19 protein-coding genes are annotated in these 20,250 nt (G+C 53.6%); 10 read left to right on the top strand and 9 right to left on the bottom strand.

The window, feature by feature from the left end:
- Window positions 1-21: 21 nt before the first annotated feature.
- Both dpiA and dpiB read right to left on the bottom strand, forming a co-directional pair.
- A complete protein-coding gene (dpiA, locus tag J4728_RS05055; protein ID WP_000138784.1) occupies window positions 22-702 on the bottom strand; it encodes a two-component response regulator DpiA in 681 nt (226 codons plus the stop codon).
- Window positions 671-2,332 carry a sensor histidine kinase DpiB gene (dpiB, locus tag J4728_RS05050; RefSeq protein ID WP_000121805.1) on the bottom strand — a complete coding sequence of 554 codons (1,662 nt, stop codon included), beginning with the start codon at window positions 2,330-2,332 and terminating at the stop codon, window positions 671-673. Before dpiB ends, dpiA begins: the two co-directional genes overlap by 32 nt.
- A 384-nt stretch (window positions 2,333-2,716) precedes the next feature.
- On the opposite strand from dpiB, the gene citC reads away from it, so the two are divergent.
- The 9 genes from citC to rnk all read left to right on the top strand — a co-directional run bounded on the left by citC (window position 2,717) and on the right by rnk (window position 11,015).
- Window positions 2,717-3,793 carry a [citrate (pro-3S)-lyase] ligase gene (gene citC, locus J4728_RS05045; RefSeq protein ID WP_000467874.1) on the top strand — a complete coding sequence of 359 codons (1,077 nt, stop codon included), beginning with the start codon at window positions 2,717-2,719 and terminating at the stop codon, window positions 3,791-3,793.
- The gene (gene citD, locus J4728_RS05040; protein ID WP_000700679.1) at window positions 3,790-4,086 is read left to right on the top strand and encodes a citrate lyase acyl carrier protein; all 297 of its coding nucleotides are present in this window, start codon (window positions 3,790-3,792) and stop codon (window positions 4,084-4,086) included. The genes citC and citD overlap by 4 nt, the downstream gene beginning before the upstream one ends.
- The gene (citE, locus tag J4728_RS05035; protein WP_000622342.1) at window positions 4,083-4,991 is read left to right on the top strand and encodes a citrate (pro-3S)-lyase subunit beta; all 909 of its coding nucleotides are present in this window, start codon (window positions 4,083-4,085) and stop codon (window positions 4,989-4,991) included. Before citD ends, citE begins: the two co-directional genes overlap by 4 nt.
- Window positions 4,992-5,000: 9 nt before the next feature.
- Window positions 5,001-6,530, top strand: coding sequence for a citrate lyase subunit alpha (gene citF, locus J4728_RS05030; RefSeq protein ID WP_208211357.1), 1,530 nt, complete (start codon window positions 5,001-5,003; stop codon window positions 6,528-6,530).
- 3 nt (window positions 6,531-6,533) lie between these two features.
- Window positions 6,534-7,085: a citrate lyase holo-[acyl-carrier protein] synthase gene (gene citX, locus J4728_RS05025; protein WP_001236072.1), complete on the top strand. Its 552-nt coding sequence runs from the start codon at window positions 6,534-6,536 to the stop codon at window positions 7,083-7,085.
- Window positions 7,057-7,953 carry a triphosphoribosyl-dephospho-CoA synthase CitG gene (gene citG, locus J4728_RS05020; protein ID WP_000982655.1) on the top strand — a complete coding sequence of 299 codons (897 nt, stop codon included), beginning with the start codon at window positions 7,057-7,059 and terminating at the stop codon, window positions 7,951-7,953. The genes citX and citG overlap by 29 nt, the downstream gene beginning before the upstream one ends.
- Window positions 7,954-7,990: 37 nt before the next feature.
- A complete protein-coding gene (gene citT, locus J4728_RS05015) occupies window positions 7,991-9,454 on the top strand; it encodes a citrate/succinate antiporter CitT (RefSeq protein ID WP_000059029.1) in 1,464 nt (487 codons plus the stop codon).
- A 109-nt stretch (window positions 9,455-9,563) separates the two neighbouring features.
- Window positions 9,564-10,370: a ribonuclease I gene (gene rna / locus J4728_RS05010; RefSeq protein WP_001092575.1), complete on the top strand. Its 807-nt coding sequence runs from the start codon at window positions 9,564-9,566 to the stop codon at window positions 10,368-10,370.
- Between the two features lie 234 nt (window positions 10,371-10,604).
- A complete protein-coding gene (gene rnk, locus J4728_RS05005; protein WP_000089748.1) occupies window positions 10,605-11,015 on the top strand; it encodes a nucleoside diphosphate kinase regulator in 411 nt (136 codons plus the stop codon).
- 80 nt (window positions 11,016-11,095) lie between these two features.
- Here the strand turns inward: rnk and J4728_RS05000 are convergent, their stop codons facing one another.
- Window positions 11,096-12,334, bottom strand: a complete 1,239-nt coding sequence (locus J4728_RS05000) for a zinc-dependent alcohol dehydrogenase (RefSeq protein ID WP_208211354.1) — start codon at window positions 12,332-12,334, stop codon at window positions 11,096-11,098.
- 222 nt (window positions 12,335-12,556) lie between these two features.
- Here J4728_RS05000 and uspG point away from each other — a divergent pair, with 222 nt between their 5' ends.
- Complete coding sequence (gene uspG / locus J4728_RS04995) at window positions 12,557-12,985, top strand: universal stress protein UspG (RefSeq protein WP_208211350.1); 429 nt, start codon at window positions 12,557-12,559, stop codon at window positions 12,983-12,985.
- Window positions 12,986-13,052: 67 nt separating this feature from the next.
- Here the strand turns inward: uspG and J4728_RS04990 are convergent, their stop codons facing one another.
- From J4728_RS04990 to ahpC, 6 genes are all read right to left on the bottom strand, one after another.
- Window positions 13,053-13,820, bottom strand: a complete 768-nt coding sequence (locus tag J4728_RS04990; protein WP_000417089.1) for a dimethyl sulfoxide reductase anchor subunit family protein — start codon at window positions 13,818-13,820, stop codon at window positions 13,053-13,055.
- On the bottom strand, window positions 13,820-14,377 hold the full coding sequence (locus tag J4728_RS04985; RefSeq protein WP_001250381.1) for a 4Fe-4S dicluster domain-containing protein: 558 nt from the start codon (window positions 14,375-14,377) through the stop codon (window positions 13,820-13,822). Before J4728_RS04985 ends, J4728_RS04990 begins: the two co-directional genes overlap by 1 nt.
- Window positions 14,374-16,653, bottom strand: coding sequence for a molybdopterin-dependent oxidoreductase (locus J4728_RS04980; RefSeq protein ID WP_208211348.1), 2,280 nt, complete (start codon window positions 16,651-16,653; stop codon window positions 14,374-14,376). Before J4728_RS04980 ends, J4728_RS04985 begins: the two co-directional genes overlap by 4 nt.
- Window positions 16,646-17,206 carry a molecular chaperone gene (locus J4728_RS04975; protein WP_000377428.1) on the bottom strand — a complete coding sequence of 187 codons (561 nt, stop codon included), beginning with the start codon at window positions 17,204-17,206 and terminating at the stop codon, window positions 16,646-16,648. The genes J4728_RS04980 and J4728_RS04975 overlap by 8 nt, the downstream gene beginning before the upstream one ends.
- 332 nt (window positions 17,207-17,538) lie before the next feature.
- On the bottom strand, window positions 17,539-19,104 hold the full coding sequence (ahpF, locus tag J4728_RS04970) for an alkyl hydroperoxide reductase subunit F (protein WP_000887644.1): 1,566 nt from the start codon (window positions 19,102-19,104) through the stop codon (window positions 17,539-17,541).
- Window positions 19,105-19,345: 241 nt separating this feature from the next.
- Window positions 19,346-19,909 carry an alkyl hydroperoxide reductase subunit C gene (gene ahpC, locus J4728_RS04965; RefSeq protein ID WP_000052802.1) on the bottom strand — a complete coding sequence of 188 codons (564 nt, stop codon included), beginning with the start codon at window positions 19,907-19,909 and terminating at the stop codon, window positions 19,346-19,348.
- Window positions 19,910-20,250 lie beyond the last annotated feature (341 nt).

Below are 20,250 nucleotides of genomic sequence, written 5' to 3'. Positions count from 1 at the left end.
CCCCGGCATCTTAAACCAGGCTTAGCCGCCGTGGTAAATACGCTGCGGCCTGCCCACTTTGCCATGAATAATCTCTGCGACAATCAGATGCTGACTCGCGCAATATTCCAGGTAGCGTCGGGATGTGGTGCGGCTTATCGTTAAGGCCTGCGCGACCGTTTCAGCCGTATGGCGTACGGTTGGATCGGCAAACAGCTTCATCACCGCATTAAGGGTTAAGGCATCAATACCGGTCGGCAAATCCCCTTTCGGTTCGCCGCGCGCATAGGCGTTGAACATTTCATCTATCTGCTTCTGGCTTGCGCTATCCGCGCTCGCCAGCATACGTCTGCGCTGTTGATAGCGGGTCAGCGTCTGCCCCAAACGCTCATAAGCAATAGGTTTGACCAGATAATCAAACGCGCCGCTACGTACCGCTTCCGCTACCGTCTCCATGTCACTGGCGGCGGTCGTAAACACGACGCCGCCGGGATAGCGCGACTGCATTAATTCATGCAGCAGCGTAATCCCCTTCCCATCCGGCAGATAATTATCCAACAGAATTAATCCAGGTTTGAACCGGTCAATCATCATTCTCGCCTGCGCCAGATTGCCCGCCAGCCATATCTGGTTAAAGCCAGGAATATGGCGGATATATTCTGCGTGCATCTCCGCCAGCAGCGTTTCATCCTCAACGATCAATAGGGTTAATGGTTCTGTCATCGTTTTTTTTCACTTTCGGAAGGAATAAAGAAAATAAGGTGCCACAAGGATCATTGTCTTCCAGCGTAATGACCCCGCCACAGCGCCCCACATAACTTGCAATCAGATATAACCCGATACCATGCTCACCGGGTTCGTCGGTGCGGGTACTTACGCCCTGTTCAAAAATCTTTTCCCGCAGCGCTTCAGGAACGCCGCAGCCCTGGTCGGCGACCTCTATTACCACCTCGTCGCCCTCGTCGCTCAGGAAAAGTTCGATGGTATTGTCGCCTTCCTGTGTACGTAAACTCGCCTCAAACGCGTTATCCAGCAGATTCCCGACGATGGCGGCGAACTCCGTGCTATCCAGCCCCTCCGGCAGTTGATGTAGCTGGCTGCCGGGAACAATCACCATCTTGAGCCCCAGTTCACGCGCGCGCTGAACTTTGCCAAACAGCAAACCGGCCACCTGACGATCGGCGAAGGCGCCGCGTAAACTATCAATAAGTTGTTGCTGCGCCTGCGATTCGCCCTGCACCATCTCTCTGACCCGATCATACTCTTTCATTTGCAGCAGGCCGTTCAAAGTCGACATCCAGTTCAGGTGCTCATGGCGTAGCGTGCGCAGGCTCTCAACATACTGTTTAATCTGGGTTAGCTGCGCGTTCAACGTCGCGATTTCATCTTTGCTGCGAAAACTAATAATAGCGCCCAGCAGCTCCTCGCCGGAACGGATAGCCTCACGATTGGCGATGACGCTCAGGCCATTGAAGTTGGCCATCACGTCCTGGCGTCTTTCCGCGATCTGGCAGGTAAAAAAGTCTGCCGGATTGACGACTTCCGCTATCAGCTTGCCCAGCCACTGACGCCCCGGCGACGGCAGCCCCAACATTTTTCTCGCATTGCGGTTAATCGCGGTGATATGTCCCTCCGGATCAACGGCGATCAGCCCTTCATAAACCGAGCTAAACAACGCCTCCTGCTGGCGTACCACGCGCGCAATCTGTTTCGGCTCCATGCCCAGCATTTGTCGGCGGATATGCGCGGCGAAAAACCAGGAAAGCAGCATTAAGACCACCAGCAACAGGACAAAAACCCCCGCCATCGGTAATAAGAAGTCCAGCCGCCAGGAGTCGATTTTACTGACCAGATAGCCAATTGAAACAACGCCGATCACGTTGCCTTCGTTGTCAAAGATAGGCGTTTTGGCGCGCATCGCCATCCCTATTGAGCCCTTACCGGTAATGAAATAACTTTCTCCTCTTTCCAGCGCGCCGGGTTTCGTAAACTGCATGGGATAGCCGATTTTTTCCGGATTCGGATGGTAAAGCCGGATCGAGTGGCGATCGCCTATCACCACATAGTCAAAATCCGTCCCGCGCTGCAGTTTATTCGCAATTATCGCCAGGCGTTTATAGTCCCGTTTTTTTACGGCAGCGATAATGCTGTCGTTAGAAGCAATAATTTTTGCCTGATTCATCGCCATATCACGAACATGGGACGCCAGATAATCTTCGAAACTGGCAGACAAATATTGTGCTAACGCTGCCACGATGAAAACAGAAACCACCAGAATGAGCAGAAAAATACGTAACGGAAACGCGAGTTGCCGAAAAAAAGGAAACAGCTTTTTATTTTTCTGATAGGACATTAAGGTTCCTTATGGGCATTTCTCTTCAGATTTATCGCAAATGTAATAAAAATGTTTTCAGCATCTTGAAGCATATAAAAACCAATCGTTACAGATTCCCCACATTAAATCAATTAAACAACTAAAACCCACCGCCGGAATGGCGATTAAATTAATTAAAAAACTTAAAACCATAAAACACTTAAAAACCATCTAACGCTTTGTGAAATAAATCAAAATTTACCACCAAAATACTCCTTACGATGTATACGTCAGAGAGAAAAATAAATAACTCGTCATAAAAATACTCCCACTCTGACTGAAAAGAAAAAGTTATCAAGTTGCAACACAGCGCAACATATACAGAAAAGTGGCAACAAGCATATCACCAGGATATTTCTTACTATGTTTGGCAATAATGTATTCACTCGGGTAAAACGCTCTGAAAATAAAAAAATGGCGGAGATCGCTCACTTTCTCAAAGAGAATGATTTAAGCGTCGATACCACTGTAGAAGTGTTTATTACCGTCAGCCGTGATGACCGTCTTATTGCCTGCGGCGGTATTGCCGGAAATATCATTAAATGCGTGGCCATTAGCGAATCAGTACGCGGCGAAGGCTTAGCGTTAACGCTGGCGACGGAATTGATTAATCTCGCCTGGGAACGGCACTGCACCCATCTTTTTATTTATACCAAAACGGAATACGAAGCGCTGTTTAAACAGTGCAGCTTTTCGACGATAGCCAGCGTCCCTGGCGTGATGGTCTTAATGGAAAATAGCGCGACCCGGTTAAAACGGTATGCGGAATCGCTGGCGACATTGCGTCATGAGGGAAAGAAAATTGGCTGTATTGTGATGAACGCCAATCCTTTCACGAACGGCCATCGCTATCTGATCCAACAGGCGGCGGCACAGTGCGACTGGCTGCATCTGTTCCTGGTCAAAGAAGATACGTCACGCTTTCCCTATGAAGACCGACTCGATCTGGTCCTTAAAGGGACCACCGATATCCCGCGCTTAACCGTTCACCGCGGCTCCGAATACATTATCTCTCGGGCAACGTTCCCCTGCTATTTCATTAAAGAGCAGAGCGTTATTAATCACTGTTATACCGAAATCGACCTGAAGATTTTTCGCCAGTATCTGGCGCCCGCGCTTGGCATCACACACCGCTTTGTCGGTACGGAACCGTTTTGCACCGTTACCGCACAGTACAACCTTGATATGCGTTTCTGGCTGGAGACGCCAACGCTTCCCGCCCCACCCATTACGCTGGTGGAAATAGAGCGGCTTTGCTTCCAGGAGACGCCGATATCCGCCTCCTGGGTACGCAAGCTGCTGGTTAAACACGATCTCACGGCTATCGCGCCGCTGGTTCCCGACGCCACCCTGCGCTATTTGCAGGGCATGGTCGAACGCCATCCGGGCAGCGCGGCAGCCCGTCAAAAGTCCCCCGTATTAGCAACAGGTGAAAAATGAAAATAAACCAGCTAGCCGTCGCAGGCACGCTTGAGTCCGGCGATGTGATGATACGCATTGCGCCGCTCGATACGCAGGATATTGACCTGCAAATCAACAGTAGCGTTGAAAAACAGTTTGGCGAGGCCATTCGCGCCACCATCCTGGAGGTGCTTTCTCGCTACGACGTGCGCGGCGTACAACTGAACGTTGATGATAAAGGCGCTCTGGACTGCATTTTGCGCGCCCGACTGGAAACGCTACTGGCGCGCGCCAGCGGTATTGCCGCTCTGCCCTGGGAGGATCGCCAATGATTTCCGCCTCTCTGCAACAACGTAAAACCCGCACCCGCCGCAGTATGTTATTCGTACCGGGTGCCAACGCGGCGATGGTGAGCAATTCGTTTATCTACCCGGCCGACGCGCTGATGTTCGACCTGGAAGACTCCGTTGCATTACGCGAAAAAGATGCGGCGCGCCGTCTGGTATATCACGCGCTGCAACACCCGCTTTACCGTGACGTCGAAACCATTGTCCGCGTGAATGCGCTGGATTCCGAATGGGGCGTCAACGATCTGGAAGCGGTCGTGCGCGGCGGCGCGGACGTGGTGCGTTTACCGAAAACCGACACCGCGCAGGACGTCATTGATATCGAAAACGAAATTCTGCGCATTGAAAACGCCTGCGGTCGCGAACCGGGCAGTACCGGCCTGTTAGCTGCCGTGGAATCGCCGCTGGGTATTACCCGCGCGGTAGAAATCGCCCACGCCTCTGAACGGTTGATCGGGATTGCGCTGGGCGCGGAAGACTATGTTCGCAACCTGCGCACCGAACGCTCTCCGGAAGGCACCGAACTGCTGTTCGCCCGCTGCGCCATTTTGCAGGCCGCGCGTTCCGCCGGCATTCAGGCCTTCGATACCGTCTATTCCGACGCCAACAACGAAGCCGGTTTCCTGCAAGAAGCCGCCCACATTAAACAGTTGGGCTTTGACGGTAAGTCACTGATCAACCCCCGCCAGATCGAACTGCTGCACAACCTTTATGCGCCGACGCGTAAAGAGGTCGCCCATGCGCGTCTGGTCGTTGAGGCCGCAGAAGCCGCCGCCCGCGAAGGTCTCGGCGTCGTTTCCCTTAACGGCAAGATGGTCGACAGCCCGGTGATTGAACGCGCCCGTCTGGTGCTCTCCCGTGCAGAACTTTCCGGTATTCGCGAAGAATAAGGCAAAAAAATGACGCAGAAAAATGAATCTCAACGCCAGGATCGCGTAGCCGCCTGGAGCCGTCACGCTGAAAGCGAACTGAGCGCTTACCAAAGTGCGGCAAAATTGGATCTACAAGCGCAAAAACCGCGCGACCACAAACTGTGCGCCAGCCTGGAAGAGGCCATCCGCCGTTCCGGTTTACGCGACGGCATGACGCTTTCCTTTCACCACGCGTTTCGCGGCGGCGATCTGACGATTAACCTGGTGATGGAAACCATCGCGAAGATGGGCTTCAAAAATCTGACCCTGGCCTCCAGCTCGCTGAGCGACTGCCACGCGCCGCTGGTTGAACACATTCGTAACGGGGTGGTCAGCCGCATCTACACGTCAGGCCTGCGCGGCCCGCTGGCGGAAGAAATTTCTCGCGGCCTGCTGGCTGAGCCGGTTCAGATTCACTCCCACGGCGGTCGTGTACATCTGGTACAAAGCGGCGAACTCAACATTGATGTTGCGTTTCTTGGCGTGCCCTCCTGCGATGAATTCGGTAATGCTAACGGTTATACCGGCAAAGCCTGTTGCGGTTCACTGGGCTACGCGATGGTGGATGCCGACAGCGCGAAGCAGGTCGTGATGCTGACGGAGCAACTGCTGCCGTATCCGCATAACCCGGCAAGCATCGCTCAGGATCAGGTTGATCTGATCGTGCAAATCGAAGAAGTCGGTGATGCAAACAAAATCGGCGCTGGCGCGACCCGCATGACCACTAATCCGCGTGAACTGCTGATCGCCCGCAGTGCGGCGGAAGTCATTGCTCACTCCGGCTACTTCAACGAAGGTTTCTCCCTACAAACCGGCACCGGCGGCGCATCGCTGGCGGTCACCCGCTTCCTGGAAGACAAAATGCGTAGCCGCAACATTGTGGCTAATTTCGCGCTGGGCGGTATCACCGCCACCATGGTCGACCTGCATGAAAAGGGCTTAATCCGCAAACTGCTTGACGTGCAGAGCTTCGATCGTAACGCTGCGCAATCTTTGGCCCGCAACCCGAACCATATCGAAATCAGCGCTAACCAGTACGCCAACTGGGGCTCTAAAGGTGCTTCCGTCGACCGTCTGGACGTGGTGGTGCTGAGCGCGCTGGAAGTAGACACCCACTTCAATGTTAACGTGCTGACCGGCTCCGACGGCGTTCTACGCGGCGCGTCCGGCGGCCACTGCGATACCGCCGTCGCGGCGGCGCTGTCCATCATCGTCGCGCCGCTGGTGCGCGGTCGCATCCCAACGCTGGTTGATAACGTCACCACCTGCGTCACACCAGGCTCCAGCGTCGACATTCTGGTCACCGATCACGGTATCGCCGTCAACCCGGCGCGTCCGGAGCTGGCTGAACGACTGCAAGCAGCGGGAATGAAAGTGGTATCGATTAAGTGGCTGCGCGAACGCGCGCAACTGCTTACCGGTCAGCCCCGCCCTATCGAATTCACCGACCGCGTGATTGCTGTCGTGCGTTATCGCGACGGTTCAGTGATCGATGTGGTGCATCAGGTGAAGGAATAAGCCATGCGCCTGTTTCCTGAACTCGCCACCTGTCACGACGTTTCTATTCCTGAGCTGCTCGCCAGCCGGGATGAGAGACAAGCAAGACAGCGCGCCTGGCTAACGCGCCACGCCACTCCACTGGTCTCCTTTACCGTGGTGGCGCCAGGCCCGATGAAAGACAGCGCGTTAACCCGCCGGATCTTTAATCACGGCGTGACTGCCCTGCACACGCTGGCAGAAGAGTATGGCTGGACCATCCGGGAGCAGGCTGCACTGGCTTCCGCCAGCGGGCCGGAAGGACTGCTGGCGATTGACGCGCCCGCTCAGGCGCTCAAACAGGCGACCATCGCGCTTGAACAGCGTTATCCACTGGGGCGCCTGTGGGATATCGATGTCCTGACGGCGGAAGGCGAAATACTCTCCCGCCGCCATTTCGCGCTTCCCGCTCGCCGCTGTCTGCTGTGCGGGCAAAGCGCGGCTGAATGCGCGCGGGGTAAAACCCACGCGCTGACTGATTTACTGATTCATATGGAGGCGCTGCTGCATGATGCCGATTCCCGCCAACCCGACTAACGCCTCCATTCAGCCTCAGTCGCTGTATGACGCCTGGGCCGATTTGGCCTGGCGCGCCATGCTGACCGAGGTAAATTTATCGCCAAAACCCGGTCTGGTAGACCGACTAAACTGCGGCGCGCACAAAGATATGGCGCTGGCGGATTTTCACCGCAGCGCGGAGGCGATTCGACACTGGCTGCCGCGCTTTATGGAATATGGCGCCAGCTGCACGCGCCTGCCGCCAGAGTCAGTTCTGGCGGGCCTGCGTCCATTGGGGATGGCCTGTGAAGCAGCGATGTTTCGCGCAACGGCGGGCGTCAATACCCATAAAGGCAGCATTTTCTCGCTGGGGTTACTGTGCGCCGCCATTGGCCGCCTGTATCAGCTACGCCAGCCGATCGCTGCAGAAACACTCTGCGCTACCGCCGCCGATTTTTGCCGCGGCCTGACCACGCGCGAACTGCGCCAGAACAACCTACAGCTCACCGCAGGTCAGCGGCTGTATCAGCAACTGGGATTAACCGGCGCGCGCGGCGAAGCGGAAGCGGGCTATCCGCTGGTCATCCGCCACGCGTTACCGCACTACCGCGCATTGCTGGCGCAGGGGCGCGATCCGGAACTGGCGCTGCTTGATACCTTACTGCTGCTGATGTCGCTTAACGGCGATACCAACGTCGCGTCGCGCGGCGGGGCGGACGGTCTGCGCTGGTTACAGCAGCAGGCGGCGGTCTTATTACATCAGGGCGGCATACGGACGCCTGACGATCTCGTTTATCTCCACCGGTTCGATCAGCAATGCATTGAACGCAATCTCAGCCCAGGCGGTAGCGCCGATCTGCTGATCGTGACCTGGTTTTTAGCGCAAATTTCGCAAGTTAATCATTAACACAATTATAGAAAATATCCTTTCCGGAGAGTCATTTATGTCTTTATCCAAAGATAATATATGGAAGTTGTTGGCCCCATTAGTAGTGATGGGCGTCATGTTGCTAATTCCTGTTCCAGATGGTATGCCGCCGCAGGCCTGGCACTATTTTGCGGTTTTCGTCGCGATGATTGTCGGTATGATCCTGGAGCCGATCCCGGCGACAGCGATCAGTTTTATCGCCGTAACCATTTGCGTTATCGGCAGCAATTACCTGCTATTTGACGCTTCAGAACTGGCCGATCCGGCATTTAAAGCCAGTAAACAGGCGCTGAAATGGGGGCTTGCCGGTTTCTCCAGCACCACGGTCTGGCTGGTTTTCGGCGCGTTTATTTTCGCGCTGGGCTACGAAGTGACCGGGCTGGGGCGCCGCATTGCGCTGTTTTTGGTAAAATTCATGGGTAAACGCACGCTGACGCTCGGCTATGCGATTGTCATTATCGATATTTTGCTGGCGCCGTTTACTCCCTCCAATACGGCTCGTACCGGCGGGACTGTCTTCCCGGTCATCAAGAACCTGCCGCCGCTGTTTAAATCGTTTCCAAACGATCCTTCCGCACGCCGCATCGGCGGTTATTTGATGTGGATGATGGTGATCAGTACCAGCCTGAGCTCTTCGATGTTTGTCACTGGCGCGGCGCCAAACGTGTTAGGTCTGGAGTTCGTCAGCAAGATCGCCGGGGTCCAGATTAGCTGGCTGCAGTGGTTTCTCAGCTTTCTGCCGGTAGGGATTATTTTACTGATCGTTGCGCCGTGGCTCTCCTATGTGCTTTATAAACCTGAAGTGACCCACAGTGCGGAAGTCGCGGCCTGGGCTGGCGGCGAGTTAAAAAACATGGGGCGTCTGTCCCGCAAAGAGTGGACGCTGATTGGCCTGGTGCTGCTTAGCTTAGGATTGTGGGTTTTTGGTGGAAAAATCATCAACGCCACTGCCGTGGGTCTGCTGGCCGTCTCGCTGATGCTGGCGCTGCATGTCGTGCCGTGGAAAGACATTACGCGCTACAACAGCGCCTGGAACACCCTGGTGAACCTCGCTACGCTGGTGGTCATGGCCAATGGCTTAACCCGCTCCGGCTTTATTGACTGGTTCGCCAATACCATGAGTACGCATCTGGAAGGTTTCTCGCCGGATGCAACCGTGATTGTACTGGTACTGGTGTTCTATTTCGCGCACTATCTGTTCGCCAGTCTTTCCGCTCACACCGCGACCATGCTGCCGGTCATTCTGGCGGTGGGTAAAGGCATTCCGGGCGTTCCGATGGAACAACTGTGTATTCTGCTGGTGCTGTCTATCGGGATCATGGGCTGTCTGACGCCGTATGCCACCGGCCCTGGTGTGATTATCTACGGCTGCGGTTACGTGAAATCCAGAGACTACTGGCGGCTTGGCGCAATCTTTGGCGTTATCTATATCGCGATGCTGTTGCTGGTGGGCTGGCCGATTCTGGCAATGTGGAATTAAACATTACGCCAACGCAGGTTAAAAATGATGCCGTTCAGGTTCACCTGAGCGGCATTTTTTATGATTAAATGAGTAACATTCATAATGACTATAAATTATCGAATTCATCATGAACACAATATGGCATTACAGTCCGCTGCTGGCTGCCCTCTTAACCCCGATTTTTGCCGCCAACGCCGACGAACTTCAGGCGCAACAGTACGGTGATTTCACTGACTATGTGTTGGCGCTTTCCTGGCAAACCGGTTTTTGTCAAAGCCAGCATGAACGCCGCCATCGGGAACCCGATGAGTGCCGTCTGCAAAAAGAGCCAGCCAACAAAGCAGACTTTCTGACCGTCCACGGCCTGTGGCCAGGATTACCCAAATCTATCGCCGCACGCGGTGTTGACCAGAGACGCTGGCAGCGCTTTGGTTGTGCGACGCGGCCAATCCCGAATCTGCCTGAAGTCAAGGCCAGCCGGAAATGCTCAGCCCCCACCCCCGGACTTTCGCCTGACATCGCGACAGCGCTTAAGGAAGTGATGCCCGGCGCGGGGGGGAATTCCTGTCTGGAGCGCTACGAATATGCCAAACATGGCGCCTGTTTCGGGTTTGATCCCAATGCCTATTTCGGCACCATGATACGGCTGGATAAGGCGATAAAAGACAGCGCGCTGGGGCAGTTTCTGGCGGATAATTACGGCAAGACCGTTAGCCGCGCTGAGTTTGATAGCGTCGTCGCACAAACGTGGGGCCAGGATAATGTCAAAGCCGTTAAAGTAAACTGCCATGGCAATCCCGCCTATTTAACAGAGATTCAGTTTTCATTAAAGGCGTCGATGATTAACGCCCCGCTCTCCTTTGCCTCATTCCTGCCGCAGCCGCATCCCGGCAACTGCGGGAAACAGTTTATTATCGATAAAGCCGGTTATTGACGAAGCAGAGGTTTAAAACCGTAGCCACATTTGAGAACACGCCCGAATGTAGACTAAAATTCACTCAGGGCTATGACGTTTGAGGATTTACCCGAATGTGAACTAAATCACTTCAAAGACGGGGTAAGTCTCAGTATCATCATGAGAGTTAAACCCTCGCCGCCAGACGGTGAGGGTTTTCTTTTGGGACCATTTACCTGCACTACTCGCAGTATCGATGACATGGAGTAAGAAATGTCCAGACCCACTATTATCATTAACGACCTTGACGCCGAACGTATTGATCGTCTTCTGGAACAGCCTGCGTATGCGGATCTGCCGATTGCCGACGCGCTCAACGCCGAACTGGATCGCGCGCAAATGTGTTCGCCACAAGAGATGCCGAACGATGTCGTCACCATGAACAGCCGCGTTAAATTCCGCAATTTGAGCGATGGTGAAACACGCGTGCGGACGCTGGTGTACCCCGCCAATATGACGGACAGCAGTACCCAGCTTTCGGTAATGGCGCCCGTCGGCGCGGCGTTGCTGGGACTGCGCGTCGGCGACACCATTCACTGGGAACTGCCGGGCGGTGCCTCCACCCATCTCGAAGTGCTGGAACTCGAATATCAGCCTGAAGCCGCGGGCGACTTCCTGCGTTAAACCATCTGCATAAGCGTTAATGCGTTTACACAGAGGATGCCTGCGCATCCTCTTTCCGTTAGCCCTTTCATTTGCCTGTTTCAGACAACGCCGCCTGGCATCGGGTTGATTACTCCCGTCGCCTGTTTCTGCGCCGCTTGTGCCGACGTCGCTCCCGGCACCAGGATAACCTTCCAGCACTCTTCTTCGCGTTTTTCGAAAATTTCGTAGCCGCGCGCCGCCTCTTCAAACGGCATATAGTGCGTGACAATCTCCTCCGGCTTCAGCAACCCTTTTTCAATAAGCGGTAATAATTCCCCCAGCCACGCGTGAACATGGGTTTGACCCATTTTAAAAGTTAGCCCCTTATCAAAGGCGTCGCCGAATAAAAAGCCGTGAATAAAACCGGCATACACGCCGGGCACGCTGACCACGCCGCCGCGTCTGACCGCCGCGATACATTGTCGCAGCGCTTTGCCGCTGCTGCCTTCCAGTTTAAGGTTCGTCAGAACCGTCTCCGTCAAGCTGCCTTTCGCTTCAAAGCCTACGGCATCAATTACCGCGTCCACGCCGCGGTGTCCTGCCGTCTGCTCGATGATTTTTTCCGCCGGCTCGTTCTCATCATCGAAGTTGATCGGTATCGCGCCGTAACGTTCTTCGGCGAAACGCAGGCGCCAGGCGTGGTGATCAACGACGAAGATCTGCTCCACGCCCAGCAGTCGCGCACAGGCGATAGTCAGTAATCCTACCGGCCCTGCGCCAAAAACCGCCACGCTGGAACCTTGCTGAATCTGGGCATTTTTTGCCGCCTGCCAGGCGGTAGGCAAAATATCAGAAAGAAACAGCGCTTTATCGTCAGATAACAGCGGCGGCACCTTAAATGGACCGACATTACCTTTTGGCACGCGAACATATTCGGCCTGTCCGCCGGGAACGCCGCCATACAGATGGCTATACCCAAACAGCGCCGCCGGCGGTGGGATCTGTTTTTTATTCATCGTCGCGCCGTGTCCGTCGTTAGTGTTTTCACACGCTGAATATTGCTGTAGCCGACAGAAAAAGCAGTCACCACAGGCAATGACAAACGGGATAACGACCCGATCCCCTTTCCGAATATTCTTCACATCATGTCCGGTTTCCACCACCTCGCCCATAAATTCATGGCCGAAAATATCACCATGTTTTACCTGTGGGATCTTGCCGCGATAGAGATGCAAATCAGATCCGCAAATCGCGGTGGCGGTAACACGCAAAATGATATCGTCAGGCTGCTCAATGCCGGGATCGGGTACGTTTTCAACCTTTACGTGATGTGGACCGTGATACGTCAATGCTTTCATGCAGCCTCCGGGGTAACGGTGAATGTTGCGTTCGACTATAAAAGGGTAGCTATCCCGGAGAGACTGCCGGAAAAACAGGCGGCTTTAGGATTTTTCCTGGAAAATACACGACTTTTTTAACGTCAGGTTGTCGCAATATTTAAAATTGCCAGACAAATAGCAGAAAGAAACATTATTATATGCTTGAATAAATTCAGTATTGATTAACAGGGAGTAACGGGTATGTATAAGACAATCATTATGCCGGTTGATGTTTTTGAAATGGAACTTAGCGATAAAGCCATTCGCCACGCTGAGTTTCTGGCGCAACAGGATGGCGTCATTCATCTGTTGCATGTACTGCCTGGGTCCGCGAGCATGAGTCTGCACCGCTTTGCCGCCGACGTGCGTCGCTTTGAAGAACATTTACAGCATGAGGCGGAAACGCGTCTGCAAACGATGGTGGGACACTTCAGTATCGATCCTTCACGAATTAAAACGCATGTTCGCTTTGGTAGCGTGCGCGATGTCGTCAATGAGATGGGCGAAGAACTGGATGCGGATGTCGTGGTAATCGGTTCGCGTAATCCGTCCATCACGACACACCTGTTGGGGTCTAACGCCTCAAGCGTGGCGCGCCATGCAACGCTGCCGGTATTGGTTGTGCGTTAACTCTGGCGGCTAAAAACTGACACGCCCTGCCAGGTCACGCCTGGCAGGGCTTTTTACTGCATCATCGTTAGTACAAATGCCCGATATTCACAATAGTACTCACCGTGTCGCCAAAAAAGACCAGCCGACTCAGAAATACGCCGACGAATAACAAGACGAACAGGAGTTTCGGGCGCGAATCACCGTGACGGCTGGCGACAAAAGCGAGCGCAAGGCAGACCAGGCTTGCCAGATAAAACGGTGAAGCCAACCATGAACGCGCCGTCATCTGCATTACCGTTCCCCCGCTTAACCACACCAGCGGCGCCGCGATAAGTACCGCGATACACACCACAATCCCCTGGCGTAACGCAGGAACGGCAGGCCTGAGTTTTAACAGCGGAATCGCCGCGCAACCCATGACCCATACCGTAATAAAAAATAACAGCATGGTAAACCCATTAGCGATAGCCACCATCGCTGGCGCGGCGTAGGTCATCCCCTGCACCGCCACCAGTAACACGCCGAACACGGAGGCGATAAGAGCCATCGCTTTATGTCCCTTTGCCAGGAACGTTACGCCGACCGCTGCGCCAAACAACGTGGCGCCCAGGATTTCCCGACTTAACCAGGCATGTCGCAGGTTAATCAGCGCATCATAAGCGCGATCGGGATGCGCCAGATGCAGAATCGCGGCAATAGACGCCAGTGCCAGCACCAGCCCGGTGGCCAACCAACAGAAACGCTGGCCTTCCACTTCACCACGCAGCGTACGCCATGTCAGTACCAAAGCCATCCCGACAGACATCTGGCTTAATACCGTAAAAAACACCAGCGGCAGTTCATATTTTTCCATTACTTGTCCTCCGGCTGCTTAGGCTGGCGCGCCAGAATAAAGCGCGTTCCTGGATTAAGCTGTGGCATATGCGGGAACCCTGGCGGATACTGCACCGCATTATCGGGCACAGGATCGGCATCCAAATCGATAATCGACAAGGCGCCCACCGGACAGGCGTTTACGCACGCCGGATTCATACCGATATCAAGACGCTCGTAGCACATACTGCATTTTTCCGCTTTACGCGTCTCTTCATTAAAACGCGGCGCGCCATAAGGACAGTTGCGAATACAGTTTTTACAGCCGATGCAGCGCTCAGGGTTATGCACCACCACGCCATCTTCACGTTTGGTATAGGCTTCGACCGGACAGGCGGCGACGCAGGCCGGATGTTCGCAGTGGTTACAGGCCAGCGAGTAAAACGCCCGCTCTTCATGTGGATAGATGTCTTTATCCAACGGATAAACGTAGCGCCAGAAGCGATCCGGCTCCAGTTGGTTAAAGCTTTTACACGCCATAGCACAGCCGCGGCAGCCGATGCACTTATCGCTATTCACTAAAAACGCACGTCTCATGCTACGGATTCCCCTTTACCGATCAATACAACGTCAGCAAACTGACTGTGGATAGCGGCGCCCGGCGCGCCAGTTTTCATCAGCCCCATATCAGCAGGCGTATCGGCCACGACGTTTTGCACGTTGTACTGCCGTTTCGGGAACCACGCTTCATACATCACCAGAAAATCTTCCGGCACGTTGGTGGTGACTTTTGCCCGCAGCTCAACTTCACCGGTGCCATTGAAAACTTTGACCAGATCGTTCTCGCTGATGCCCTTTTTCTTCGCGGAAGAAGGATGGATATAAACGAACGGTTCCGGGTAGAACACCTGCATCCAGTCCAGGTTGATAAACTGCGAGTGCAGGCCAAACTGCACGTGCGGCGTAAACAGATGGAACGGCAGTTTGCTCTCGGCTTCCGGTTTGTATTCCGGCAGCGCGGTGTGGCCGTTTTTCTCCGCCAGTTCAGATTTAAATTCATACTTGCCTGACGGCGTTTTGAACTTGCGATCGTACCAGGCGGCAGAACTTGGCAGGATCGCTTTTTTCGGCCCGTCCAGCAGATCGTCCCAGGAAGAGATGCCAAACATTTTCGCCATACCGTCGTTGAACTCCTGATCCAGCCAGCGCTTGTGATCGAACTCTTGCGGGAAGGTACAGGAACCCGGCGCCATCTTATTAATGGTGCGCGACAGCATGGTAGCGATTTCAAGGTCGCATTTTGCTTCATACATCGGCTTAATCGCCGGCTGATTAATGGAAAGCCAGTAGTGCCAGTAAGAAGCATCCACGTTCCACTCTTCAAACGCGGTGGTAACGGGCAGCACGATATCAGCGTGTTGCACCGTTTCGTTGAAGAACTGATCGGCGCAAACCACCATTTCCAGTTTTTCAAACGCTTTTTTCATCTTGCTGCGATCGAAATCCTGGGCAAACGGGTTTTTACAGGTGACCCACAGCATACGAACCGGCGGATCGTTGGCCTCCAGAATCCCCTGCGCCGTCTGGTTGATATTCAGAGAGCGATCGGAGTACTGCACGGCGTCGCTGCCAGCGGCAGCCCCGAATTCACTGGTGGTGCCCGCCGCTCCCGGTATGCCAATAGCGCCCACCGGCGGCTTCTGCAGCATGGCGTTATAGTTAAAGCCCCAGGTATGCAGATGGCCATAACGCGCGCCGCCGCCTTCGGCACCGATGTTGCCGGACATAGCGACAAAGGCATCGATAGCGCGAACGTTGGCGCCGCCGTTGACATGACGCTGCATCCCGTAACCAATCCAGACCGTGGCCGGCTTAACCGCCGTAAACTCTTCCGCCAGCTGGCGAATGACATCCGCAGACAGGCCGCAGATTTCTGCCGCCCATTCCACGGTGACGTTATTGCGCAGATAGGCTTCAAATTCCGGATAGCCGTGAGCATCGTTGTTGACAAAATCCTGATCCACCAGGCCTTTATCCACCAGATGACGCGCCATTCCCAGCGCCAGCGCACCGTCTGAGCCAGGCCGTACGCGCAGGTAGAGATCGGCTTTGGCAGCAGTCTGCGACAGCAGCGGGTCGATAACCACGACCTTCGCCCCTTTCTCGCGCGCCTGATAGATGTACTTCATGCTGTGCATTGAGCACCAGGCCGGGTTGGCGCCCCAGATAATGATGTATTTCGCTTTCACCATATCTTCCGGGTCGTTACACCACATGTCGCCCATGTCGTAGTTTTGCGCGTCGATACCGGCAGGCCAGCACGGCGTACCGGCAAAACGGGTGGTGTAGCCAAGCGAGGACATCATCCCTTCAACGGCATAGTTCAGCACGCCAAACTTACCGGAATATTTGGTCAGCGCCAGACCGAGCATAGAACCGTCTTTTTTCTTAATCTCCAGCATTTTGGCGGCAATGCGCTGCATCGCCTCTTCCCATGAGATGCGACGCCAGTTGCCGCTACCGCGAACGTCCTGCGCCATGGGATATTTAATACGATCGGGGCTATAAACCCGGCGCGGATAGCTTAACCCTTTGACGCAAGGGGTACCGTGAGTAAATGTTGATTCCGGCGCGCCTTCCACGAAAGTAATGACCCCGTCCTTTACCCACGTCTTGAGGCTACAGGTGTCATAGCAGTTACGCGGACACGCGTTACGATAAATTTTGTACGTTTTAGGGTTAAAGGGAACAGGCGGCTGCGCAAGCGCGCATCGGGAGGTCAGTAATCCTCCGGGTAAAGCCGCAACGGCGCCCAGTGCCACTATCCCCTTTAAAAAAGAACGTCTGTTCAGATGTCCTGTCTCATTACTCATATTGATACTCTCGTTTTAATTCATCAAGCCAATAAAATAAGATGTCCGCCACCGTATATAACGTGGTCGTTTGTGCATGAGTTTTTATTTTTTCGATATATAATGGCACCCACTTTGTTAAATAGTTATTGATATATTGAGTGAGAGTAGATCGGTATGGTGACGTTTGCCGGGTATTAGCCAGTAATAGTGTGGTCAACTCCAGCACGCAGGAAATATGATCGTCAGGAATATTGCTCTCCTGATTAACCGATAATCCCAACGCTGCCATAAACTCCCGTATCTCCAGCGTCGCCTTTCCCATCACCAGCGCATCGTCCTCCAGATACACTGAAGCGAAAGGCGCAGCCAGCAGCTTGCCAGGACCGACGAATAGCGCATTAAAGTCATACTCCGCTTCCAGCCACGCCCGGTCGGTAAGGTTTACCGCAGCAGAGGGATTTAATCTCACGTAGGCAGATTTCAGTGAATGACTATCATGAGAATTAAAAAAATCACGCAATGTAAGCCCTGTTTTTTCTAATTCCGTCAGTGATTCATAGATTGAATCCATGAATAAATAACCTCACATACAAATGCAATATAAATCAAGAAAAAAGAATGGGCATGTTAACGGAAGCGCTTAATCTTTCTTTGATAAAAAAACAGAAAAATTCCAGTTAAATCCGTAGAAGGCTTTTTTATTGTTTCAAAGTTTAAAAACAGAAGACCGTTGAAATAAAAAACCGTCTGTTATTAACAGACGGTTTCAGAGTATTGATAATGAAGAACGTGTTTTACCCGGCGGCGTTCCCCGGGCATAAACACCGCAGGCCCGAATAGCTTACACTATCGGGCCGTTTACGATGGCCAGTTAACTGACCTTGCAGGTGTGCTTACTTCTTTTTATGCGATTTTGGTACGAATCAGATAATCAAAGGCGCTCAACGAGGCTTTCGCCCCTTCGCCTGTGGCGATGATAATCTGTTTGTAAGGAACGGTGGTGCAATCGCCTGCAGCGAAGACGCCCTTAACGCTGGTTTCACATTTGGCGTCAATAATGATCTCGCCCATGCGGTTACGCTCAAGCGCGCCTTCCAGCCAGTGGGTATTCGGCAACAGACCAATCTGCACAAAAATCCCTGCCAGCGCGACGCTATGAATATCGCCGCTGACACGGTCACGATACTCCAGCCCCACCACTTTCGAACCGTCGCCCTTCACTTCTGTCGTTTGCGCATTCAAAATGATATCGACATTTTTCAGACTACGCACTTTGTCCTGTAGCACCTGATCCGCCTTCATCTCCGGCGCGAACTCCAGCAACGTAACATGTTCTACAATACCTGCCAGATCGATAGCCGCTTCAACGCCAGAGTTGCCGCCGCCGATGACCGCCACACGCTTCCCTTTAAATAACGGACCGTCGCAGTGCGGGCAATAGGTGACGCCTTTGGTGCGATACTGATCTTCGCCCGGCACATTCATATTGCGCCATTTTGCGCCGGTGGCGATGATGATACTGCGCGCTTTCAAGACTGCGCCGGATGCCGTTTCAATCTGATGCAGGCCGCCTTCTGTCGCGGCCGGAACCAGTTTACTTGCGCTCTGGCTGTCGATAACGTCAACGTCGTAATCGCTGACATGCGCTTTCAGCGCGCCCGCCAGTTTTTGGCCTTCGGTTTTCGGCACCGAGATATAGTTTTCGATATCCACGGTATCCAGCACCTGACCGCCGAAGCGCTCGCCCATCAGACCGGTACGGATGCCTTTGCGCGCCGAGTAGACCGCCGCCGCCGCGCCCGCCGGGCCGGAGCCGACAATCAGTACGTCATACGCATCGCGTTTGTTCAGCGCTTCCGCCGCGCGTTTTTCTGCGCCAGTATCCACTTTAGCGACAATCTCGGTCAGAGTCATACGTCCCTGGCCGAACTCTTTACCGTTAACAAATACCGCCGGAACACCCATCACGTTACGTTCGGTGATTTCGTTCTGGAAGGTGCCGCCATCAATTGCCGTATGTTTAATACGCGGGTTCAGCACCGCCATCAGGTTCAGCGCCTGCACTACGTCCGGGCAGTTATGGCAGGAGAGTGAATAATAAGTTTCGAATTCAAAATCGCCGTCAATATCGCGAATCTGCTCCAGCAGCGACTGCGCTTCTTTTGACGGATGACCGCCGGTCCACAGCAGCGCCAAAACCAGCGAGGTAAATTCGTGGCCCAGCGGAGAACCGGCAAAGCGCGGCCCCTGCTGAGAACCTGGATTCGTAATCAGGAAAGACGGCTTGCGCACCGGCAGAGTATTGTCTTCTTTAAATGTGACTTTGTCGGACAGCTCGGCTATTTCAGCCAGCAGTTCCTTGATTTCCGCCGATTTAGCGCTGTCATCCAGCGTGGCAATCAGCTCAACAGGTTTGGTCAGTTTCTCAAGGTAAGCCCTGAGCTGGGTTTTCATATTTGTGTCGAGCATTCTTCTTCCCTCTCTGAAAACATCATCATGCAAGCCGACTTCGCGGGACTGCATTAATGCAACTTGCGTCATGGTGCTGAAATGAAATGGGCGCGGGTGCGCCCATGACTGAAACAATTTCCAAGGTATTTCACGTCAGAGTAAGGCGGCTAGCCTGAGAATCCCCGGGAGCTTACTGAAGTAAGTGACCGGGGTGAGCAGGCGACGCCAACGCAGCTATGGCGTGAAAGACGACGGAAATTTAGATTTTACCGACCAGGTCTAAAGATGGAGCCAGAGTCGCTTCGCCTTCTTTCCATTTCGCCGGGCATACTTCGCCTGGGTGAGCGGCAACGTACTGTGCTGCTTTAATTTTACGCAGCAGGTCAGACGCGTCACGGCCGATACCTTCAGCGGTAACTTCGATCGCCTGGATGATACCCTGCGGGTCAACAACAAAGGTCGCACGGTCTGCCAGACCTTCATCTTCACGCATGTTGTCGAAGTTACGGGTCAGGGCGCCAGTCGGGTCGCCGATCATCGCATATTTGATTTTTGCGATAGTTTCAGAGCTGCTGTGCCATGCTTTGTGCGTGAAGTGAGTATCGGTTGAGACGGAATAAACGTCTACGCCCAGCTTCTGCAGTTCTTCGTAATGGTCGGCAACGTCACCCAGTTCAGTCGGGCAAACAAAGGTAAAATCGGCCGGGTAGAAGAAGAAGACGCTCCAGCGGCCTTCGGTATCTTTCTCGGTGACTTCAATGAATTCACCGTTTTTGAACGCCTGGTTTTTGAAAGGTTTGATTTTGGTGTTAATTAAGGACATCTATACTTCCTCCGTGTTTTCGTTGAGGAGTAAGTTAACGAAATTTTGCTGATTCGGCTAATGCGTTTCCATTATCAAATCAATAAGCGTTAACTAACAACCCGATTCGGGCGACATTGTGAACACTGCGCCCTGTCAGCCATCTAAAGTAAAAAGGCCGCCTGACAGGCGGCCCCATTACCTGAACTACCCGTAGGTAACTTCAGAGCCAGTACGACTCGTCTTGCAAATTACAGACGTATTGTCTGCAACTCGAAATCCATAGCGTATATGCTGGCTAAGTGTTGCGCTCTACATTACCTTAACAAAGGCTGTAACAGCGAAAAGGATTACATCACCCC

It is taken from the genome of Salmonella sp. 32070601201500089SM, from assembly GCF_017573605.1.
Lineage (GTDB): Bacteria > Pseudomonadota > Gammaproteobacteria > Enterobacterales > Enterobacteriaceae > Salmonella > Salmonella enterica.
Note: the sequence above shows the minus strand (reverse complement) of the source record. Positions and strands in the feature narration are given on the sequence as shown.